Source organism: Streptomyces sp. 2P-4 (assembly GCF_030167965.1).
GTDB lineage: Bacteria > Actinomycetota > Actinomycetes > Streptomycetales > Streptomycetaceae > Streptomyces > Streptomyces globosus_A.
Window position 1 is genome coordinate 3,522,994 of the sequence record NZ_CP095011.1, and the last position, 18,746, is coordinate 3,541,739.

Consider the following 18,746-nt stretch of genomic DNA (forward strand, 5'->3'; position numbering starts at 1 on the left):
CGCACGGCGGCCGGACCCCCCGCCCGGGGGTCCGGCCGCTGCCGTACGCCCGGCCCCGCCCGGCCCCGCCCGGCCCCGCCCGGCCCCGCCCGGCCCCGAGCGGGCCGCGATTCCCGGGATGTCCGTGCTTCGTGGGACGCTCGTAGACATGAGTCCACAGGAGCAGCACGCCGCCGGCAGGGGGTACTCCGTCCCCACCGGGCGCCCGTACGCCCTCAGGGAGCTCCAGGCTGCCCTCGGCAGCCTCGGCGACCACCTGCGGGACCTGTACGAGGGCGCGCACCCCACCGAGTACGAGGCCGTCGCCGACGCCCTCTACGCCGCCTTCCGGACCGCCGCCGGGCTCGCGCCCGCCAAGAGCCACACCGGCTGCCCCGAGCACCCCGACGGCGCCCTCGACCCCGAGGCGCCCGACGGCTGGGGCCGCTGCCTGATCTGCAACGACCGCCGCCGCCGCGGCCTGCGCGAGCGCGGCGGCCGCGCCGGGCGCGACGCCGCCGCGCGGCTCGCCGGCCCGCCCGCCGGGGAGCAGCGCCGGCTCGGCTACCCCGTGCCCGACCCGCCGTACACCCTCCAGGCCCTCCACACGCACCTGCGGAGCGTCGAGGAGCGCCGCTTCCACCTCACCCTCTCCTCCCCCTCCGACGACTTCGTCCGGCTCGCCGACGACCTGCACCGGGCGTTCATCGTGGCCCGCGAGCTGTCCCGGCCGCGGAACGCCTCCGGCTGCTCCGAACACCCGGGGGCGCCCATCGACCCGGACGCGCCCCCCGGCGAGGCCTGTATCTTCTGCGCCGGACGCAAGAGACGCGCGCAGCGCTCCGCGGCGGCCCCGGAGATGCTCCCGCGCATCCGCCGGGGCGAGCGCCGGCAGCTGCAGCGCCGGTTCGAGCGGCCGCCGGGCTGAGAAGCCGCCGGAACCGCGGAGCACACCGTCCGCCCACCGGTCCTGCCGGCTATCCGCCGCAGTCCGGCCTAGGCGAACACGACCGTCGTTAAGGTGAACCACATGAGCTCTCCCGCCCGCTTCGACCGCGGCCACACCGACGATCTGATGACCTTCCTGACGGCCAGTCCGTCGCCGTACCACGCCGTGGCCAACGCGGCCGAGCGGCTGGAGAAGGCCGGGTTCCGCCAGGTGTCGGAGACGGACGCCTGGGACGCGGGCAGCGGGGGCCGGTTCGTGCTCCGCGGCGGCGCGCTCATCGCGTGGTTCGTCCCGGAGGGCGCCGCCGCGCACGCCCCGTTCCGCATCGTCGGCGCGCACACCGACTCCCCCAACCTCCGCGTCAAGCCGCTTCCTGACACCGGGTCGGCCGGATGGCGGCAGATCGCCGTCGAGATCTACGGCGGCACCCTGCTCAACACCTGGCTCGACCGCGACCTGGGCCTGGCCGGGCGGCTGACGCTGCGGGACGGCAGCGAGCGGCTCGTCAACATCGACCGGCCGCTGATGCGCGTGCCGCAGCTGGCCGTGCACCTCGACCGGGCGGTCAACTCCGACGGCCTCAAGCTCGACAAGCAGCGCCACATGCAGCCGATCTGGGGCCTGGGAGATGTCCACGAGGGCGACCTGATCGGCTTCCTGGAGGACGAGGAGGGGCTGGAGCAGGGCTCGGTCGCCGGCTGGGACCTGATGGTCCACTCGATCGAGCCGGCCGCCTACCTCGGGCGGGACCGGGAGCTCGTCGCCGGGCCGCGCATGGACAACCTGATCTCCGTCCACGCCGGTGTCGCGGCGCTGGCCGCCGTCGCCTCCTCCGGGAAGGCCCTCGACCACATCCCGGTGCTGGCGGCGTTCGACCACGAGGAGAACGGCTCCCAGTCCGACACCGGGGCCGACGGCCCGCTGCTGGGGAACGTGCTGGAACGTTCCGTCTTCGCGCGCGGCGGCAGCTACGAGGACCGCGCCCGCGCCTTCGCGGGCAGCTTCTGCGTCTCCTCCGACACCGGGCACGCCGTCCACCCGAACTACGCCGAGCGGCACGACCCGACGCACCACCCGCGAGCGAACGGCGGCCCCATCCTCAAGGTCAACGTCAACCAGCGGTACGCCACCGACGGCACCGGCCGGGCGGTGTTCGCGGCGGCCTGCGAGCGGGCCGGCGTGCCGTGGCAGACGTTCGTGTCCAACAACTCGATGCCCTGCGGGACGACGATCGGCCCGATCACCGCTGCCCGGCACGGCATCCAGACGGTCGACATCGGCGTCGCGATCCTGTCGATGCACAGCGCGCGCGAACTGTGCGGCGCCGAGGACCCGTACCTGCTGGCGAACGCGCTGACGGCGTTCCTGGAGGGCTGAGCCGCCCCCCGTCAGGGGAGGGCCGGGCGTGGGCCGGGTGGCGGGACGGGCGTGGGCCGGGCGGGGGGAAGTGCCGCTGAACCTCCGCGCGGGGCAGGGGCGGTGAGGGCGCGTCATGCTGTTCTGGGGCTCTCCCTCCCACCCCCTTCGGCTCCGGCCGGCAAGGAGAGTCCCGTGCCCCGTTCCCCCCGCGCCCCCCGCACGACCCGGACCCGGCGCAGCTCCGGCGCCGCCGCGCCCGCCCTCGCCCTCGCCGCGCTCGCCCTGCTCGCCGCCGCGCCCGCCCCCGCCTCCGCGATCCCGCCGCCGCCGCCCGCCGCCGCACCCGCGGCGGATCCCGCGCCGGCGGATCCCGCCCCGACGGGCCCGTCCGCGTTCCGGCTGTCCGACCCGCGGGTCATCGCGCACTACAGCCACGAGGACGGGCAGACCCCCGAGAACATCGCGCTCGACCCCGACGGCTCCGCGTACCTGACCTTCGCGCTCGCCCGGCAGGTCGCGCATGCCGACGCCGGCGGGCACACCCGCGTCATCGCCACCCTCCCCGAGGCGGCGCCGCCGGGGACCCCGGGCGCGGGCGCCGCGGCCGTCACCGGCATCGTGCGCACGCACGACGGCAGCCTGTACGTCCCGTACGTCACCGGCACCGACCGGACCGGCATCCACCGGATCCGCCCCGACGGCACCGTGGGGCTGTTCGCCCGCCTGCCCGCCGACGGCCACGCCAACGGCCTCGCCCTCGACAAGCGCCACGGCCTCCTCTACGCGGCCGACTCCCGCCTCGGCACCATCTGGCGGATCTCCCTCCACGACGCCTCCGTGACCGCCTGGGCCGCGGGCGCCCCGCTGGAGCCGGTCACGTCCGCCGGCGCCAACGGCATCAAGGTGCACCACGGCGCCGTGTGGGTCTCCAACTCCGACCGCGGGACCCTGCTGCGCATCCCCGTCCGGGAGGACGGCACGGCCGGCGCCGTCGAGACCCACGCCACCGGGCTCGCCGGGATCGACGACTTCGCGTTCGCCGGGGACGGCATGACGGTCGTCGCCGCGCTGCCCGCCTCCGACGAGGTCGTCCTCGTCCGCCCCGACGGGACCCGCAGCACCATGCTGACGCGGCGGGACGGGCTCTCCGGCCCGACGTCCGTCGCGGTCCGGGACGGCCGGGTGTACGTCGCGAGCGCATCCTCCCTGGCCACCGACAAGGACCCGAACCTGCTGGTCGCCGCCATCGAGGGCGCCGGCCGCGGAGAGTCGGCCGCCTCCGGCCCCGGCGCGGCGCACAGCGGTGCGGCCGCGGCGGGCGCCGACGAGGCAAGCGCGACATAGCGGTCCGGGGCGGCGCCGGGGGCCCGCGCCCCCGGCGCGGATCAGGCCCCGGCCTCGGCCCCGTCGTCCATGCCGGCGAGGACCAGCGGCAGCCGGGCCGCCCCGCCCTCCGCCACCTTCAGCGGTACACCCCAGTCCTGCTGGTGCACGTGGCACGCGGGGTACTCGTTGGCCGGGTCGTCGTCGCAGGACGCCGCCATCGCCGACACGTGCAGCACGCCCTCGGCGACCTCCGGGTTCAGCGCCAGCTCGCGGAACAGGTCCGTCCCCGCGCCCTCCCCCGACAGCAGCAGCTCCGGCGGGGTCGAGGACACCAGCAGCCGCGTCGACGGCCCGTACCGGGTGTCGAGCTTCTGCCCGCCCGGCGCCTGGAAGACCACGTCCAGCCGCAGTGTGCCCGGCGCGACCTCGGTCGCCGCCCGCTGCGTCCGGTGCGCGACCGCCTCCACCCGCACGGCCTCCTCCGGCAGCCGCAGCCGGGTCAGCCGGTGCCGCGCCGACTCGACGACCACGATGTCCTCGCCGTCGAGGACCGCGCCGCTCGGCTCGCGCAGGTCGGTGGCCAGCGTCGTGACCTGGCCGGTCGCCGGGTCGAAGCGGCGCAGCGCGTGGTTGTACGTGTCGCACACGGCGACCGACCCGTCGGGCAGGGCCGTCACGCCGAGGGGGTGCTGGAGCAGCGCCTGCGCGGCGTCGCCGTCGCGGTGGCCGAAGTCGAACAGGCCGGTGCCGACCGCGGTCCGCAGCACGTACCCGCCGTCCTCGGCGCGCTCGACGTACCGGAGCGCGCTGTTCTCGGAGTCGGCCACCCACAGCCGGTCCCCCGCCGCGGCGAGGCCCGACGGCTGGGCGAGCCAGGCCTCGGCGGCCGGGCCGTCGAGGAGCCCCTCGCTGGTCGTGCCCGCGGCGACGGCCACGGTGCCGGCGGCCGGGTCCCACGTCCACAGCTGGTGGACGCCCGCCATCGCGATCCACACCCGGTCCTGCCACCAGGCCACGTCCCACGGCGACGACAGGTCCACCTCCAGGGCCGGGCCGGCGGTGGGCGAGCCCTGCCACCACTGGCGGCCGGTGCCGGCGACGGTCTCCACGGCCCCGGTGGCCGGGTCGTACGTGCGCAGCGCGTGGTTGACGGTGTCGGCGACGACGACCTTCCCGTCGGGCAGCAGCGCCAGGCCCTGCGGCTCGCTGAAGGCGTCCGGCCCGAAGCCGCGCTCGCCGCTGCCGACGCGCCGGACGACGGTCTCGCCGTCCGGCGCCAGCTCGACGAGCCGGTGCCGCGTCGAGTCGGACACCAGCAGGTTCCCCGACGGCAGCACGAGCGCCTTCCCGGGGAACCGCAGGTCGCCCGCGACCGGCTCGGGCGGCACGTACGGGCCGTCCCCGCGCCGCAGCGTGCCCTTGGCGGCATGCTCGGCCTCCAGCTCTCCGACGAGCCGCTCGATGGCGTGCGCATGCCCCTCGCCGGCGTGCTGGGCGACGATGTACCCCTCGGGGTCGATCACGACGAGGGTCGGCCAGGCGCGCACGGCGTACTGCCGCCACGTCGCGAGCTCGGGGTCGTCGAGGACGGGGTGGTGCACCTCGTACCGCTCGACGGCATCGACGACGGCGGCGTGCTCGGCCTCGTGCACGAACTTCGGCGAGTGCACCCCGATGACGACGACGGTGTCGCGGTGCTTCTCCTCCAGCTCGCGGAGCTCGTCGAGGACGTGGAGGCAGTTAATGCAGCAAAATGTCCAAAAATCGAGAATTGCAATGCGTCCCCGCAGGTCGGCGAGGGACAGCTCCTTGCCTCCGGTGTTCAGCCAGCCCCCCTTCCCGACCAGCTCGGGGGCACGGACACGGGCACGGCGGGGCGCGGGGGTGGGCGCCGGGGCGGCATCGTTCATCCTTCAAGCTTGCCATTGGCCCATGAACACCGGATCACGACCGTACGACGCCGTTGTCCTGCGCAGCTACGGGATCCGCTCCACCACGGACTGGCCTCCTTGGACGCCCCGGACGAACAGGGTTCCTGTGCGCCGACTACCGCGGGGTGGGGCAAGCACGGCCGCTGATACGTCCACGAAGCCGTGTTCCTTGAGAATCAGCGCCCACACATCGGGTTCGTAGTCCCACCGCTTGACGACAGCGGGGTCTTCTTCGGGCCCGCGCTGGATGTATGACACCTGGCAGCCGTAGCACCCTTCAACCGGGGGCCGCTGGGAGAAGGCGAAGACGCCACCTGGCTTGAGGTTCGCGTGAACCATCGGCAGCAGTAGGCCGGGGTCGGTGAACCAGGTAGCGCCGAACACGCTGTAGACCGCATCGAAGATCGTGAACGTGTCTCCGAGGTAGGTGAGGGCGTCGGCCTGGTGGAGTTCCATCCCGTCCACGCTTGGCCACCGCTCGCGTGCCTTGTCGAGCTGCTTGGCGGAGAGGTCGATCCCGACGGACTTCATGCCGAGCGTTGCGAGGTGAGCGGCGTTCCCACCAGACCCGCATCCGAGATCGAGCACGCGGTCTCCCGGGTTGAGCTTGAGCACGTCGGACCCGGGGCCGTGGTCCGGGTACTGGGTCCAGTTGAACCATGTGGTCTCGCCCTTGGCGTTGGTCTTCCGCCGCTGGGGCTTGCTCTGCGAGTAGGTGTCCCATGCGGTGCTGCGAGCGTCAGTCACTACCTGTCCGTTCTCGTTCACGGCGACAGCCGCCCGGCACGATACCGGGCAGCTGAAGCTCTCGTGGGTCAGTCGCTCCGCTTGAGTCGGAGCTACTTGGCAACGGGGCTGTCGGAGCAGCCCGCGTAGCTCTGGGTGCAGTCGGCCACGCCGTCGACCGGCCAGAACTCCGGGTCCACGTCGAAGCCGGCCGATCGGATCATCTCGGCCGTCCGACGCATCGCGGCCCGGCCCTCGGCCGGGTTGTGGCCGCTGTTGCGGTCGGGGACGTGGTGGATGAACCCGCCGCCGAGCGCGTCGCAGAACTCGGCGTAGTGCTTGGTGTGGAGCACGAGCGCGTGCCAGAAGAGGTCCACGCGAAGGCTGGGTGTGGCCCTCTCCGTGGTGTTCGCGGCGACGGCGAGGAAGGCCGCCACCTGGTTGACGCCGCGCTGGCCCTGGTCGTCGGTCATCTCCGGCCAGGAGTCCTCGCGGACCATGGTGATGAGGTCGGCCCTCAGTTCCGGGGTGATGAGGTCGTACACGGTCTTCGTCGTGTCGGTGATCGTCACGTCTGTGCCTTCCTGGTCTGTGAGGAACATCGGGGGCACTCGCAGGGGGGCCAGGCGGCGGAGGCCATGGGGGTCAACGGCTTCTCGGCGCTGCTGCTGGGGTAGATCACCTCAGAGCCGAACGTCTGGCCGGAGTCGCGAGACACCCGCACGGTCATGGTCATCGTTGGCCTTCCGCTTACCCGGTCCGGTTGGTGAAGCGATGTTCCCGCCGCCGGTCGGTCGGAACGACGACACTTCGGACGTCGCCTGGGCGTCACTCAGTGGGGTGTCAATGACGTCCTCCAGGGCGTCAAACCGGTGTCATTACATGGCTGTTCGGTCTAGCTTTGATGTCATGACGACGACCGCCGTGGTGCCGAATGATGTGCTGCGGGCCGTGCGTATCGGCCTGCGATTGAGCCAAGACGACTTCGCCAAGGCGCTCCGCCGGGCAGGTGCGGAACTGGGGGAGCCAAACGAGGCTTCCAAGCGGCTGGTACAGCGCTGGGAGTCCGGCACGAGCAAGACGCCTCGGGGCGTGTACGCCAGGGCCTTAGAACGAGTCACTGGCCGTCCGGTCGAGGCACTGGGGTTCGCCCTGCCGGTGCCGACGGCACGAGTCCACGCAGACGGGAAGGGAGGACATGACATGGAGACCCCTACAACCGGTTTCACATCGGCCGCTGTAGGCGCGCAGCCCGCCGCGCAGGGGAGTGAGGAGACGTTCTCGGGGGTGTGGCTCAGCCGCTACGAGTTCTTCTCTTCGAGCCGGGGCGACTCGTACGAGGGCAAGCACTACGTCGTGATCGTCCAGCACGGGAACCGGCTGACCGTTCAGAGCCTGCCCGGGGCGAGCAGCAACCCGGACAGCCCGCTCACGCTGGATCTCACTGTCGATCGCAACGTGGTCACGGGTACGTGGGTCGAGCAGACTGCCGCAGACGGCCACTACAACGGGGCCCGCTACCACGGGGCCATCCAACTCCTGGTCGAGCCGACCGGGCGGCGTATGGCCGGGAAGTGGGTCGGCTTCGGCAAGGACTTCGACGTGAATACCGGCCCCTGGGAACTGCGGCTGGTGGACCGGTCCACGAGCAAGACGACGCTGCAGAGGTACAGCCAGCCGCCGGAGTGACATCCGACGGGGCACCTGATGGGCCGAAGACCCCACGGGGTGGGGTCTTCGGCGGGCTTTGCAGGGCGTCAACTGTGCCGCTCTCGCGCCTTCGGCGATCGGTATGCGCTGGTCAGAGCCACGGTGGGCCCGAAACTCAGCGGACGGCGAGGCGTTTGAACTCGTGGAGCAGGGCAAAGGCTGCTCCAGTGAGCTGACGACCCAGGGCACTGCCGAGGGGACGTCGCCCGCATGGGGACCCATGGGGCGACGCCCCCTTCTTGGGGGGCGCCCTGGTCGGGCCGCACCCTGCCCGCGGGCCTTTCACTCCCCCAGCTCAATCACGCTGTGCTTTCGTGCTGGGGGGGTAGGAAGTAGACCTGTGATGAGCAACCCGGAACAAGAGACTACTGCTCGTGCCGCGTCCGGCCCTCGCTGGGTGGCCTTGGCCGGCATCGCCGGAACCCTGATCGGCTCATTGGGCGGAATCGCTGGAAGCATTCTCGTCTACCAGCAGAACGAAGATACCCAAAAACGCGCCCGCGAGGAGAGGCGAGCCGATATCCGCCGAAAGAGTTACGTCGACCTGGTCTCCGAATATCAGACCTGGCAAAGCAAGGCGCTTGGCGTATCCAATATGCTGGACGCGTGGATCCTGGAGAAAGACGAGAAGGCGAGCGCGAAAACGCATCAAGCGGCTCTCGACGAATACAATGCGTCATTCGTTCCTGCCCATAGCCGCTCCTGGCAGACTGAAACGGCAGTGCTCCTCGTAGGCACCCCGAGCGCAGGCGACATCGCCCGGAAGCTGTCTGCCGCTCGCGACAAGGCCGCATTGCAGCTCTCCAACGGATTCCAGGGCGATGAGCCGTATAACGGGGAAAAGTTCGTCGAGGCCGTCCAAGAATGTGAAAGTTTGGTCAACACGTTCATTTCCAAGGTCAAAAAGGAAGTGGTCGTCTGACCTTCCGTAGAGCCCGTAACACGATCACGAGTTGTGCTTCTTGAGGCAGACCAGGTGGTGCTTGCTGCCCGCTTTCCGCCGGTCGACCGGCGACGGATCCTTCAGGCTTGCCATCCGCCCGTGGGCGGCGGATCAGTGTGCGCCCCGCTCCCGCGTCAGGCCTCCAGGAAGGTGTGGAGGGAGTGGACGAGGGCCGTGGTGAACGCGGTGCGGGTGGGGGCGGGGAGGCGGTCCAGGGAGAGGTAGGGGTTGAGGTCTTCCAGTTCGACCAGGAGGAGGCCGCCCTCGGGGGTGCGGCAGGCGTCCACGCGCTGGATGCCGTGGTCGAGGGTGTTCCACTCGATGAACGTGCGGGCGAAGGCCAGGTCCGCGGGGGTCGGGTCGTAGGGGGCCAGCTCCCAGCGGCGGTCCGGGTCGGGGGCGTGGAGGGCGTACTGGAACGTGTCGTCCACGAAGTAGAAGGAGACCTCGTACGCGAAGTCGATGCGGGGCTGGATCAGGTGCGTGCCCGGCCGGGGGGAGGGGGCGGGGGTGTAGTGGAGGCCTATCGAGTCCGCGCCCTCCTTCGGCTTGACCGCGTACGCGGCGGACCGCGGGAGAAGGTGCAGGTCGGCCGGGTCGTCGATCGTCGGGATGACCGGGAGGCCCGCTGCGGTCAGGTCCAGGAGGTACTGCTTGCCCGCCATGTCGCCGCGGCCGGTGAGCGGGTTGTAGACCCGGGTCCCGGTGGCGCGGGCCGCTGCGCGGAAGGCGTCCCACTCCTCGCGGTGGTGGATCACCGGGCCGCTGTTGCGGACGACCGCCGCGTCGAAGCCGTGCGCGAGGAGGGCCGCGGCGTCCCCGGGGTGGCACAGGGCCAGGTCGAAGTGCTCGCGCAGGCGGGAGGTGAGGTGGACGTCCTCGTCGCCGTAGCGGCGTCCGCGCGCCGGGTACGCCAGGTCGGTTACGTAGAGCAGGGCCATGGCCCCAACCTAGTCCTGCGGTCGGGCCGGGGCTCCGGCCGCCGTCGCGCCGGCCCTAGAGGCGGCGGTCCTTCAGGGCCGGGAACTGGGCGCGGGTCTCCGCGACCTTCTCCGGGTCCAGGTCGACGTGGAGGACGGTCTCCTCCGGGCCCGCCTCGGCCAGTACCTCGCCCCACGGGTCCACCGCCAGGCTGTGGCCGGCCTGTTCGACGCCCGCGTGGGTGCCGGCCAGGGCGCAGGCCAGGACGTACGACTGGTCCTCGACGGCGCGGGCCCGGTTCAGCAGGGTCCAGTGGGCGCGGCGGCGGGCCGGCCAGCCCGCGGCCACGACCAGCGTCGTCGCCCCGGCGTCGACGAGGCCGCGGAAGAGCTCCGGGAAGCGCAGGTCGTAGCAGGTGGCGATGCCGAGGGTCTGCTCCGGCAGGGCCACGGTCGTCAGGGAGTCGCCGGCCGCCATCAACACGGCCTCGCCCTGGTCGAACCCGAAGCGGTGGATCTTGCGGTACGTGGCGGCCAGCTCGCCCGCAGGGGAGATCGTCAGCGCGGTGTTGTAGAGGGAGCCGTCGCCGGCGCGCTCGACGATCGAGCCGGCGTGCAGCCAGACGCCCGCGTCAGCCGCGGCCTTCGACATCGCCTCGAAGGTGGGGCCGTCGAGCGGCTCGGCCTCGGTCTCGAACAGCTCGTAGGCGAAGGCGCCTACGGTCCACAGCTCGGGCAGCACGACGAGGTCCGAGCCGGCCTGCTCCCGTACGAGATCGGCCGCGCGGGCCCGGCGGCGGGCCACCGACTCCCCGTCGGACACCGCGATTTGGATGAGCGAGGCGCGCACACTACCACCGTTCTGGCGTTCAAGCCGCCGATTCGGGCCTACGATCGTCACACGAAAGCACTGCCGGGGTGCTCACCGGCAGCGTAGTTTGGGATTCAGTCCACCGCTTCCGGAAAACGCGCCACCGAACAGCTCGCGAGGGGTCCCCTTGACCGTCCATCCGCATCCCAGCCTCCAGCCCTATGCCGACGCGTGGACCCACTCCGTCGAGGCGATATCCGAGCTGGTCCTCCCGCTGACGGAGGGCGAGTGGAACCGGGCGACACCGTGCCCCGGGTGGTCGGTGCGGGACATCGTCTCGCACGTCATCGGCATCGAGACCGAGATGCTCGGCGACCCGCGGCCGATCCACACGCTGCCCCGGGACCTGCGGCACGTGGTGGACGAGTTCACCCGCTACATGGAGGTCCAGGTTGACGTCCGGCGGCACCACACCGCGCCGGAGATGACCTCGGAGCTGGAGTACACGCTCATCAGACGGTCGCGGCAGCTGCGCAACGAGAAGCGGGATCCGGTCACGCTCGTGCGGGGGCCGCTGGGCGACCAGGTGACGCTGGAGCTGGCGCTGCGGCTGCGGGCGTTCGACGTGTGGATCCACGAGCAGGACCTGCGGGCGGCGCTCGGCGTGCCGGGCAACTGGGACTCGCCGGGCGCGTACGTGGCGCGGGACCTGATGCTGGCGGAGCTGCCGAAGGTGGTCGCGAAGAAGGCGGGCGCGCCGGCGAACTCGGCGGTCGTGGTGGACGTCCACGGGCCGGTGGAGTTCCTGCGGACGGTGCGCGTCGACGGCGGTGGGCGCGGCAGCATCGACTCGACGCCCTCGCTGGGCCCGGCGGTCACGCTGGCGATGGACTGGGAGACGTACGTGCGCCTCGCGGCGGGCCGGGTCCGGCCGCACGCGGTCGGCGACCGGCTGAAGGTCGAGGGCGACCAGGAGCTGGCCGACGCGATCCTGGCGAACTTCGCCGTCACGCCGTAGCAGCCGGCTGCGACGCGGCCGCCGTGCGCTCGCGTTCCCGTTCCCGTTCCCGCTCGCGCTCGCGCTCGCGTTCGCGGGTCAGGGCGCGGCCGCGGAGCCGCAGGATCCGGGAGATGCCGAGGAGCTGCACGGCGAAGACCGAGGAGAAGGCGGCCCGGTAGTCGCCGTCCGTCGTGTCGAGCAGGACGCCGATCGCGAGCAGGGTGGTCATCGAGGCGAGGAAGCCGCCCATGTTGGTGATGCCGGAGGCGGTGCCCTGCCGTTCGGCCGGGTTCGCCGGGCGGGCGAAGTCGAAGCCGATCATCGAGGCGGGCCCGCACGTCCCGAGCACCGTGCACAGCGCGACCAGCAGCCACATCGGCGCGCGGCCGCCCGGCACGGCGAGGACAGCGGCCCACAGGGCGGCGGTGAGCGCGACCGTGCCGAGGGCGAGCGGGGCGCGGGCGCTCTGGCGGCGGCCTATGGCCTGGCCGTAGACCAGCCCGAAGAGCATGTTCGAGGCGACGATGAGGGTGAGCAGTCCGGCGGCGGTCGTCCGCGGCAGCCCCTGCGCCTCGACGAGGAACGGCATGCCCCACAGCAGCAGGAACACCATCGCGGGGAACTGGGTGGTGAAGTGCACCCACAGGCCCAGGCGGGTGCCGGGCTCGCGCCAGGAGTCCCGGATCCGGCTGCGGGCGGACCCGGTGCGGCCGGTGCCCGGCACGGCGGCGGCCTCCGGGCCGGCCCCGGCGCCTTCCGGGCCGTCCTGCAGGAACAGCACCAGCGGGACGAGCACCACCAGGCCCGCGGCCGCGCTGCCCGCGAAGGCCGCCGCCCAGCCCAGCCCGTGCAGGACGGGCGCGAGGACGAGGGTGGACACGAGGTTGCCGGCCATGCCGACGAGGCCGGCGAGCTGCGCCATCAGCGGTGCGCGGCGGGCGGGGAACCAGCGGGTGCCCAGCCGCAGGACGGATATGAAGGTCATGGCGTCGCCGCAGCCCAGCAGGGCGCGGGCGGCGAGCGCCGACTCGTACGAGGGCGCGAGCGCGAAGCCGAGCTGGCCGGCGGTGAAGAGGGCCGCGCCCAGGGTCAGCACCCGCTTGGTGCCGAGCCGGTCCACCATCAGGCCGACGGGGACCTGCATGCCGGCGTAGACGAGGAGTTGGAGGAGGGAGAAGGTGGAGAGGGCGGACGCGGAGACGTGGAAGCGGTCCGCGGCCTCCAGCCCGGCGACGCCGAGGCTGGTGCGGAAGATGACGGCGACGAAGTAGACGGCGACGCCGATCGACCAGACGGCCAGCGCCCGCCTTCCGCCCGGGGGGTCCGCGGGGAGGCGGGCGGGTGCGGCGGCGGGAGTTGCGGCGGGGCCGGTCACCGGCCGGTCCCCCGCACCAGTTCCGCGACGCGGCTCACGTGCGCCCGTACGGCGGCGGCCGCCGCGTCCGCGTCCCCGGCGCGCAGGGCGGCCAGGATGCCCGCGTGCTCGGCCAGCGAGCGCTCCACCCGGTCGGGCCGGTCGTGCAGGAGGGCGGTGCCCATCCGCAGCTGCCGGTCGCGCAGTTGGTCGTACAGGCCGCAGAGGATGGTGTTGCCCGAGCCGCGGACGATCTCCGCGTGGAAGGCGCGGTCGGCGGCGGAGAACGCGGCGGCGTCGCCGGCGGCGGCGTGCCGGCGCTGCTCGCCGAGGAGCGCCTCCAGGCGCTCCAGCAGCGCGGGCGGCGCGGGGACGGCACGGCGGACGGTGAACTCCTCGACGAGCAGCCGGGTTTCGACGACGTCGGCGATCTCCTGCGCGGAGACCGGCAGGACCAGCGCGCCCTTCTTCGGGTACAGGCGGAGCAGCCCCTCCGCCTGGAGGCGCAGCAGCGCCTCGCGCACCGGGGTGCGGGAGACGCCCACGGCGGCGGCGAGGCCGCCCTCGGTGAGCAGGGTGCCGCCCTCGTAGCGGCGGTCCAGGACGTGCTCCTTGACGTGCCGGTAGACACGGTCGGCGGCGCTGGGGCCGGGCGCCGCGCCCACCGCGGGGTCGGCGGCGGGTGCGGGGGCCGGGGCGGGAGCAGGGGCGGGGGCGGGCATGCGCACAGCATAGATACATGTGTCGTACATGCGTATGGCGTTCCATGATGCGGACGAGAACGGGCCGGCCCCGCTGCATCGAAGGATGTAGTCCCGCTTCGTCCACCTGCACGACGTACGGGGCCGGGCGCGCCGGGAGGCTGGAGCCATGGCACACACCACCACCCTCCCGGGGAGCCGTGTGACCGCGACCCGGCTTCCGCTGCTGGACGTCCTGCGCGGCGCCGCCATCCTCGGCACGCTCATGACCAACGTCTGGATCTTCGCCGCGCCCGGCTCCGAGTGGGGCGTGCTCCAAGGCGGTCTGGACGCCCCCGATCCGCTCGCGGACCCGTCCGCGGCGAACATCGCCGAGTCCGTGTTCCGCTTCCTGGCCGACGGCAAGTTCCTCGCCCTCCTGACCGTCCTGTTCGGCGTGGGGCTGGCCATCCAGTACGACTCCGCCGCGCGCCGCGGCGAGCCGTGGCCGGGCCGGTACCCGCGGCGGGCGGCGTTCCTGTTCCTGGAGGGAACCGTCCACTTCGTGCTCGTCTTCGCCTGGGACGTGCTGATGGGGTACGCCGTCACCGCGCTGCTGACGGCCTGGCTGCTGGCCCGCTCCGAGCGGGTGCGCAGCGCCGTGATGTGGACGGCGGGCGGCCTGCACCTCCTCCTCGTCGGGCTGCTGACCCTCGCCCTCGCGGCCTCCCCCGACGGGAAGGACCGACAGCCCGACCCGGAGGCCGTCGCCCTGTACGCCGACGGCAGTTGGGCCGACCAGGTCCGCTTCCGCCTCGACAACGCCCTCGCGCTGCGCATCGAGCCCGTCGCCACCTTCGGCCTGCTCCTCTTCCTCTTCCTGCTGGGCGTGCGCCTCTACCGGGCCGGCGCGTTCGCGCCCACCGGCGCCGGGCGCCGGATCCGCGTCCGGATGGCCCGCTGGGGCCTCGGGGCGGGCCTGCCGCTCGGGGCGGCCGTCTGGCTCGGCGGGGACGACTTCTTCTTCCTCGGGCGCTACGCCGTCGCGCCGCTCGTCGCGGTCGGCTACATCGGCCTCATCGGCTGGGCCCTCGACCGCTTCGCCCTCCCCGGGGCGGCCGCGCTCGGCGCGATCGGACGGACCGCGCTGTCCGCGTACGTCGGCCAGAACGTGCTGTGCATGCTGGTCTGCTACGGCTTCGGGCTGGGCCTCGCCGGCCGGCTCGCCGGGACCGGTCCCTGGTGGGTGATGGGGCTGTGGGCGGCGGTGTCGACGGCGCTGGCGGCCGGGTCCGTGCTGTGGCTGCGGCGCTTCGACCGGGGCCCGCTGGAGGCGGTGCAGCACCGGCTGACCGGTCGGCGCCGGGCCTGACCGGCGGCCGCCGGGCCCGGCCCGCGCCCCGCCGGGACGGGGCCCCGTACGGCCCCGGGGCGGCCCGGGGCGGCGCGGGGCGCTCAGGCGGCGCCGATCACCCGCCCCTCGTGCCAGCCCGCCCCGTCCCGCCAGTAGTGCTGGAGGCGGCGGTCGGTGCGCAGGACGACGGCCTCCAGGTTGAAGCCGAAGCTGCCCTGGAGCATCCCGGTGACGGCCTGCACGCCGTGCCCGAAGACGGCGCTGCGGCTCCATGCGGACCCGGCGGCGGCGCTGCGCCGCCAGTGCTCGACGCGGCCGCCGGCGACGGCGACGCACAGCTCGTACGTGCCGGCGGTGTCCTCGTCGGCGGCCCCGTCCTGGCTCTCGATCATGCAGGGGGCGGAGGCGGCGGCGCTGCCGAAGACCTCGCCGGGCCGCCAGGCGAAGCCGTTCGGGTCGTCGCGCCACCACCGCTGCATCCGGCCGTCCGTGCGCGCGGCGACGAGGTCCAGGCAGCGGCTGCGGGTCTGGACGAGGGCGGGCCCGCAGTGGGCGATGCCGGAGGCGAAGCGGCCGCCGTCGTTCCACGTCCAGGGGGCGCCGTTGATCCGCCACCAGTGGTTCAGGCGGCCGTCGGCGGTGCGGACGACGACCTCGAAGTTGCCGGGCTTGCCGTAGTCGCTCTGGATGAACGCCGGGGTGGAGCCGACCGCGGCGTCGCCGGGGCCGAACGCGCCGCCGTCGCGCCACGATCCGGCGGACTGCTCGAAGTACCAGTGGCGCAGCCGGCCGCCGGTCGTCACGTGCAGGGTCTCCATGTTGCGGTTGTAGGTGGAGCCGGTGACGGCGGGCTGGCCGGAGGCGTCCCACGCGAACGCGGCGGCGCGGGCCCACGGGAAGGGGGCGTCGCCCTCCCGCCACCAGTGCCGCAGGCGGCCGCCGGAGGCGGCGACCATCTCGAAGTTGCGGTGGGCGCGCCCGTTGCCGCTCTCGTAGACGTTGCCGGAGTGCAGGCGGCGCCTGGACCACGGGTCGACGTCGGTGCCGGCCAGCCCGCACTTGGCCCAGTGGTCGACGCCGGACTCCCCGTACGCGATCCGGCCGTACCCGCCGACGTGGTGGCGCGGCCCCCACGAGTTCTTGAACAGCCAGCAGCCGGCGGCGTCGTCGTAGCCGACGACCAGGACGCAGTGCCCGCCGGCGGGGCGGCCGCCGGTGCGGTGGTAGACGCCCGCGCCGAGCGCCGGGAAGTCGTCGTCCACGTCGAGGCAGGCGGTGAGCGGGCCGACGGTGTCGAGCCAGACCTTCTGCTGCTCGACGTCGCCGAGGCGGACGTACCCGCCGATGCGGACGGTCCGGCCCGACCGGTCCCAACTCGGGGTGTACTCGGCCCGCCAGGCGCCCCGCCGGTCGGCGGGCACGGACGGCGGGGGCGGGGAGTACGGCCAGCAGTCCGGGTCGGCGATGCCGCCGTTCTCCCGGATCCAGTCGAGCGCCGTCTCCGGGCCGGAGCCCTGCCCGCAGGCGAGGCGCAGCCCGTCGTGGACGTCGCCCGGGGAGCGCTCCGCCCACACGCAGTGCTCGATCCGCGCCATCGACTCGACCAGGCCGGCCGCGCCGAACGCCCCGCAGGAGCTGCACGGCGACTGGTCCTTGACCTTCGTCAGCCACGGCCGGCCCCAGCGGCCGCGCCAGTCGACCGCGGCCGGGCGCGCCCCGGGCAGCGGGCCGCGGCCGGGGCCGAGCAGGCCGTGCGCGGCTCGGCGCCGGGTCAGGTGCGGGTTTGCGCTCGGCCGGCCGGCGAGGGCGCGCAGGTCGACGGCTCCGGCCTCGGCGGCGGTCGTCGGCTTCGCCCCGGGATCCAGGCCGAGCGGCGGCCGCGGCAGCGGTTCTCCGTCGGCGAGGTGCTCCAGCACCGTCCAGCGGGCCCCGAGCGAGGCGAGCCTCGCCCGCAGCTCCCCCGCGGTGCGGGCGGACCCGTTCGACTGCTCCGGCATGGCGGCCCCCCGGCTGCTGCGCTGCGTACAAGACCCGGGAGCGTCCCCCCGCGGCCGGGCCGCGTCAAGGGAGCCCGCGCGGTCGCGCGGACGCACGGGGGTCGTACGCCGGGTGCCCGGCGCGCGCCCCCGGTCAGGCCGGGGTGGTGGGGCGTACGGGGGCCTCCGCGGGGGCGGGGACGTGGTCGGCCGGCCGCGGGCGGCGATCGGGGCGGAGCCCGTACAGGGCCCAGGGGACGGCCAGGAGGAACACGGCGCAGGCCGCCTCGAAGGCGAAGGCGTACCCGCCGGTCGCGGCGTGCGGGTCGCCCGCGGCGAGCAGGGCGGCGGTGCGGGCCTCGGCGGCGGAGGTGGTCAGGGCGAGGCTGGCGGTGGGGCCGGCCAGGATCGCCGTGTTGACGACCGCCCCGGCCAGCGCGGACTGGCCGTCCGGGACGGTGCCGACGGCGCCGACGACGGCCGCGGAGACGAGGGTGCCGCTGCCGGCCGCGAGGACCGCCAGCCCGGCGAGGACCGCGGCCTCGGAGCCCGTACGCAGCCCCGCGGCACCGATCAGGAACAGCCCCGCGGCGATGGCGGCGAGCCCGCCCGCCGCGACGGTGCGCACCCCGAAACGGGCGACGGTGCGCCCCGCGGCGAATCCGACACCGACCAGGACCGCGCTGTACGGGACGAACGCGAGGGCGTTCTGCAGCCCGGACCAGCCGCGCTCCTGCTGGAACCACAGCGCCAGGAGGAAGGCGGTGCTCGCGCCGATCGCCGGGCCGAGCAGCGCGCACACCAGGGCCGTCGCCCTGCGGCGGGAGGCGAGGAAGCCGGGCGGCAGCAGCGGGGCGGGGGACCGCCGCTGGGCGGCGGCGAACGCGGCAAGCAGCACCGCCCCGAGCGCGAGCGGGCCGAGGACGGCGGCGGCGGTCCAGCCGTGCGGGCCGGCCATGACGAGGCCGTAGCCGAGGGAGCACAGGGCGAGCGTGCCGAGGGCGGCACCCGGCAGGTCCGGGGGGACCCGTACGGGCGCGGGCCCGTCCGGCAGGAAGCGCGGCGCGAGGGCCAGGGCCGCGGCGGCGACGGCCCCGAGCACGCCGAAGCTCCAGCGCCAGCCCGGCCAGGAGGTGAGGAGCCCGCTGAGGACGATGCCGGCAGCGGCGCCCAGGCTGCTCAGCAGCCCCCAGCGGGCCAGGGCAGCGGAGCGGGCGGGGCCCTCGGGGTAGACGGCCCTCAGCAGGGCCATGGCGGCGGGGGCGGCCAGGGCGGCGCCGCAGCCCTGGAGGAAGCGGGCGCCGAGGACGAACGGCGGGGCGGGGGCGAGGGCCGCGGCCAGCGAGGCGGCGGCGAACAGGGCGGTGCCCCGGCAGAACAGGCGGCGCGGGCCGGTCCGGTCGGCCAGGCGCCCGCCGAGCAGGAGGAGCCCGCTGAAGGCGAGCCCGTAGGCGGAGCTGTCGAGGACCAGGTCGATGCGGCCGAGGCCGAGCTCCCGCGCCATGGCCGGCCCGGCGGCGAACGTCACCGACACCGAGGCGTTGAGCAGCAGTTGCACGGAGGCCAGCAGCGCAAAGGGCGCCCAGCCGGTCCGCCGCGGCGCGGACGCGGGCGCGGGCGCGGACGCGGGCTGCGGGGGATGGTCCATGGCGCGAGTCTCGCAGCGGGCGGCGGGGGTCGCGCCGGGCCGCCGGTCAGTGCGTCAGGTCGGCCCGGCGGCGTACGGGA

At 74.1% G+C, this 18,746-nt stretch carries 16 protein-coding genes; 7 read left to right on the forward strand and 9 right to left on the reverse strand.

Annotated features, from left to right (window positions below; all coding sequences use genetic code 11):
• Nucleotides 1–148: 148 nt before the first annotated feature.
• From MUK52_RS15445 to MUK52_RS15455, 3 genes are all read left to right on the forward strand, one after another.
• On the forward strand, nt 149–907 hold the full coding sequence (locus MUK52_RS15445; protein WP_284577122.1) for a hypothetical protein: 759 nt from the start codon (nt 149–151) through the stop codon (nt 905–907).
• A 102-nt stretch (nt 908–1,009) separates the two neighbouring features.
• A complete protein-coding gene (locus MUK52_RS15450) occupies nt 1,010–2,305 on the forward strand; it encodes a M18 family aminopeptidase (protein WP_114053367.1) in 1,296 nt (431 codons plus the stop codon).
• A gap of 174 nt (nt 2,306–2,479) precedes the next feature.
• Nucleotides 2,480–3,631, forward strand: a complete 1,152-nt coding sequence (locus MUK52_RS15455; RefSeq protein ID WP_284577125.1) for an SMP-30/gluconolactonase/LRE family protein — start codon at nt 2,480–2,482, stop codon at nt 3,629–3,631.
• A gap of 41 nt (nt 3,632–3,672) precedes the next feature.
• Here the strand turns inward: MUK52_RS15455 and MUK52_RS15460 are convergent, their stop codons facing one another.
• From MUK52_RS15460 to MUK52_RS15470, 3 genes are all read right to left on the reverse strand, one after another.
• Nucleotides 3,673–5,523 carry an NHL domain-containing thioredoxin family protein gene (locus MUK52_RS15460; protein WP_284577127.1) on the reverse strand — a complete coding sequence of 617 codons (1,851 nt, stop codon included), beginning with the start codon at nt 5,521–5,523 and terminating at the stop codon, nt 3,673–3,675.
• A 66-nt stretch (nt 5,524–5,589) separates the two neighbouring features.
• Complete coding sequence (locus MUK52_RS15465; protein WP_284577130.1) at nt 5,590–6,312, reverse strand: class I SAM-dependent methyltransferase; 723 nt, start codon at nt 6,310–6,312, stop codon at nt 5,590–5,592.
• Between the two features lie 71 nt (nt 6,313–6,383).
• Nucleotides 6,384–6,842, reverse strand: coding sequence for a glycine-rich domain-containing protein (locus MUK52_RS15470; RefSeq protein WP_284577132.1), 459 nt, complete (start codon nt 6,840–6,842; stop codon nt 6,384–6,386).
• A gap of 337 nt (nt 6,843–7,179) precedes the next feature.
• On the opposite strand from MUK52_RS15470, the gene MUK52_RS15475 reads away from it, so the two are divergent.
• On the forward strand, nt 7,180–7,959 hold the full coding sequence (locus MUK52_RS15475; protein ID WP_284577134.1) for a helix-turn-helix domain-containing protein: 780 nt from the start codon (nt 7,180–7,182) through the stop codon (nt 7,957–7,959).
• 364 nt (nt 7,960–8,323) lie between these two features.
• Complete coding sequence (locus MUK52_RS15480) at nt 8,324–8,902, forward strand: hypothetical protein (protein WP_284577136.1); 579 nt, start codon at nt 8,324–8,326, stop codon at nt 8,900–8,902.
• Nucleotides 8,903–9,057: 155 nt separating this feature from the next.
• Here MUK52_RS15480 and MUK52_RS15485 read toward each other — a convergent pair whose 3' ends face one another.
• Both MUK52_RS15485 and MUK52_RS15490 read right to left on the reverse strand, forming a co-directional pair.
• Nucleotides 9,058–9,864 carry a hypothetical protein gene (locus MUK52_RS15485; protein WP_114053362.1) on the reverse strand — a complete coding sequence of 269 codons (807 nt, stop codon included), beginning with the start codon at nt 9,862–9,864 and terminating at the stop codon, nt 9,058–9,060.
• Nucleotides 9,865–9,919: 55 nt separating this feature from the next.
• Complete coding sequence (locus tag MUK52_RS15490; RefSeq protein ID WP_114053361.1) at nt 9,920–10,693, reverse strand: carbon-nitrogen family hydrolase; 774 nt, start codon at nt 10,691–10,693, stop codon at nt 9,920–9,922.
• Nucleotides 10,694–10,841: 148 nt separating this feature from the next.
• Here MUK52_RS15490 and MUK52_RS15495 point away from each other — a divergent pair, with 148 nt between their 5' ends.
• The gene (locus MUK52_RS15495; protein WP_284577140.1) at nt 10,842–11,672 is read left to right on the forward strand and encodes a maleylpyruvate isomerase family mycothiol-dependent enzyme; all 831 of its coding nucleotides are present in this window, start codon (nt 10,842–10,844) and stop codon (nt 11,670–11,672) included.
• Here the strand turns inward: MUK52_RS15495 and MUK52_RS15500 are convergent.
• The gene (locus tag MUK52_RS15500) at nt 11,662–13,029 is read right to left on the reverse strand and encodes an MFS transporter (RefSeq protein ID WP_284577142.1); all 1,368 of its coding nucleotides are present in this window, start codon (nt 13,027–13,029) and stop codon (nt 11,662–11,664) included. The genes MUK52_RS15495 and MUK52_RS15500 overlap by 11 nt on opposite strands.
• On the reverse strand, nt 13,026–13,730 hold the full coding sequence (locus MUK52_RS15505; protein ID WP_284577144.1) for a GntR family transcriptional regulator: 705 nt from the start codon (nt 13,728–13,730) through the stop codon (nt 13,026–13,028). The genes MUK52_RS15500 and MUK52_RS15505 overlap by 4 nt, the downstream gene beginning before the upstream one ends.
• Nucleotides 13,731–13,878: 148 nt before the next feature.
• Between MUK52_RS15505 and MUK52_RS15510 the strand changes: the two genes are divergently transcribed.
• On the forward strand, nt 13,879–15,060 hold the full coding sequence (locus tag MUK52_RS15510) for a DUF418 domain-containing protein (RefSeq protein WP_114053358.1): 1,182 nt from the start codon (nt 13,879–13,881) through the stop codon (nt 15,058–15,060).
• A gap of 83 nt (nt 15,061–15,143) precedes the next feature.
• Here MUK52_RS15510 and MUK52_RS15515 read toward each other — a convergent pair whose 3' ends face one another.
• Nucleotides 15,144–17,039: a C1 family peptidase gene (locus MUK52_RS15515; protein WP_284577148.1), complete on the reverse strand. Its 1,896-nt coding sequence runs from the start codon at nt 17,037–17,039 to the stop codon at nt 15,144–15,146.
• Between the two features lie 133 nt (nt 17,040–17,172).
• Nucleotides 17,173–18,666 carry an MFS transporter gene (locus MUK52_RS15520; protein ID WP_284577150.1) on the reverse strand — a complete coding sequence of 498 codons (1,494 nt, stop codon included), beginning with the start codon at nt 18,664–18,666 and terminating at the stop codon, nt 17,173–17,175.
• Nucleotides 18,667–18,746 lie beyond the last annotated feature (80 nt).

Excerpts from the sequence above, each read along its gene's own strand:
- MUK52_RS15445 (WP_284577122.1), top strand. The coding sequence starts at position 149 with ATGAGTCCACAGGAGCAGCACGCCGCCGGCAGGGGGTACTCCGTCCCC.
- MUK52_RS15450 (WP_114053367.1), top strand. The coding sequence starts at position 1,010 with ATGAGCTCTCCCGCCCGCTTCGACCGCGGCCACACCGACGATCTGATG.
- MUK52_RS15460 (WP_284577127.1), bottom strand. The coding sequence starts at position 5,523 with ATGAACGATGCCGCCCCGGCGCCCACCCCCGCGCCCCGCCGTGCCCGT.
- MUK52_RS15475 (WP_284577134.1), top strand. The coding sequence starts at position 7,180 with ATGACGACGACCGCCGTGGTGCCGAATGATGTGCTGCGGGCCGTGCGT.
- MUK52_RS15480 (WP_284577136.1), top strand. The coding sequence starts at position 8,324 with ATGAGCAACCCGGAACAAGAGACTACTGCTCGTGCCGCGTCCGGCCCT.
- MUK52_RS15485 (WP_114053362.1), bottom strand. The coding sequence starts at position 9,864 with ATGGCCCTGCTCTACGTAACCGACCTGGCGTACCCGGCGCGCGGACGC.
- MUK52_RS15505 (WP_284577144.1), bottom strand. The coding sequence starts at position 13,730 with ATGCCCGCCCCCGCCCCTGCTCCCGCCCCGGCCCCCGCACCCGCCGCC.
- MUK52_RS15510 (WP_114053358.1), top strand. The coding sequence starts at position 13,879 with ATGGCACACACCACCACCCTCCCGGGGAGCCGTGTGACCGCGACCCGG.
- MUK52_RS15515 (WP_284577148.1), bottom strand. The coding sequence starts at position 17,039 with ATGCCGGAGCAGTCGAACGGGTCCGCCCGCACCGCGGGGGAGCTGCGG.
- MUK52_RS15520 (WP_284577150.1), bottom strand. The coding sequence starts at position 18,666 with ATGGACCATCCCCCGCAGCCCGCGTCCGCGCCCGCGCCCGCGTCCGCG.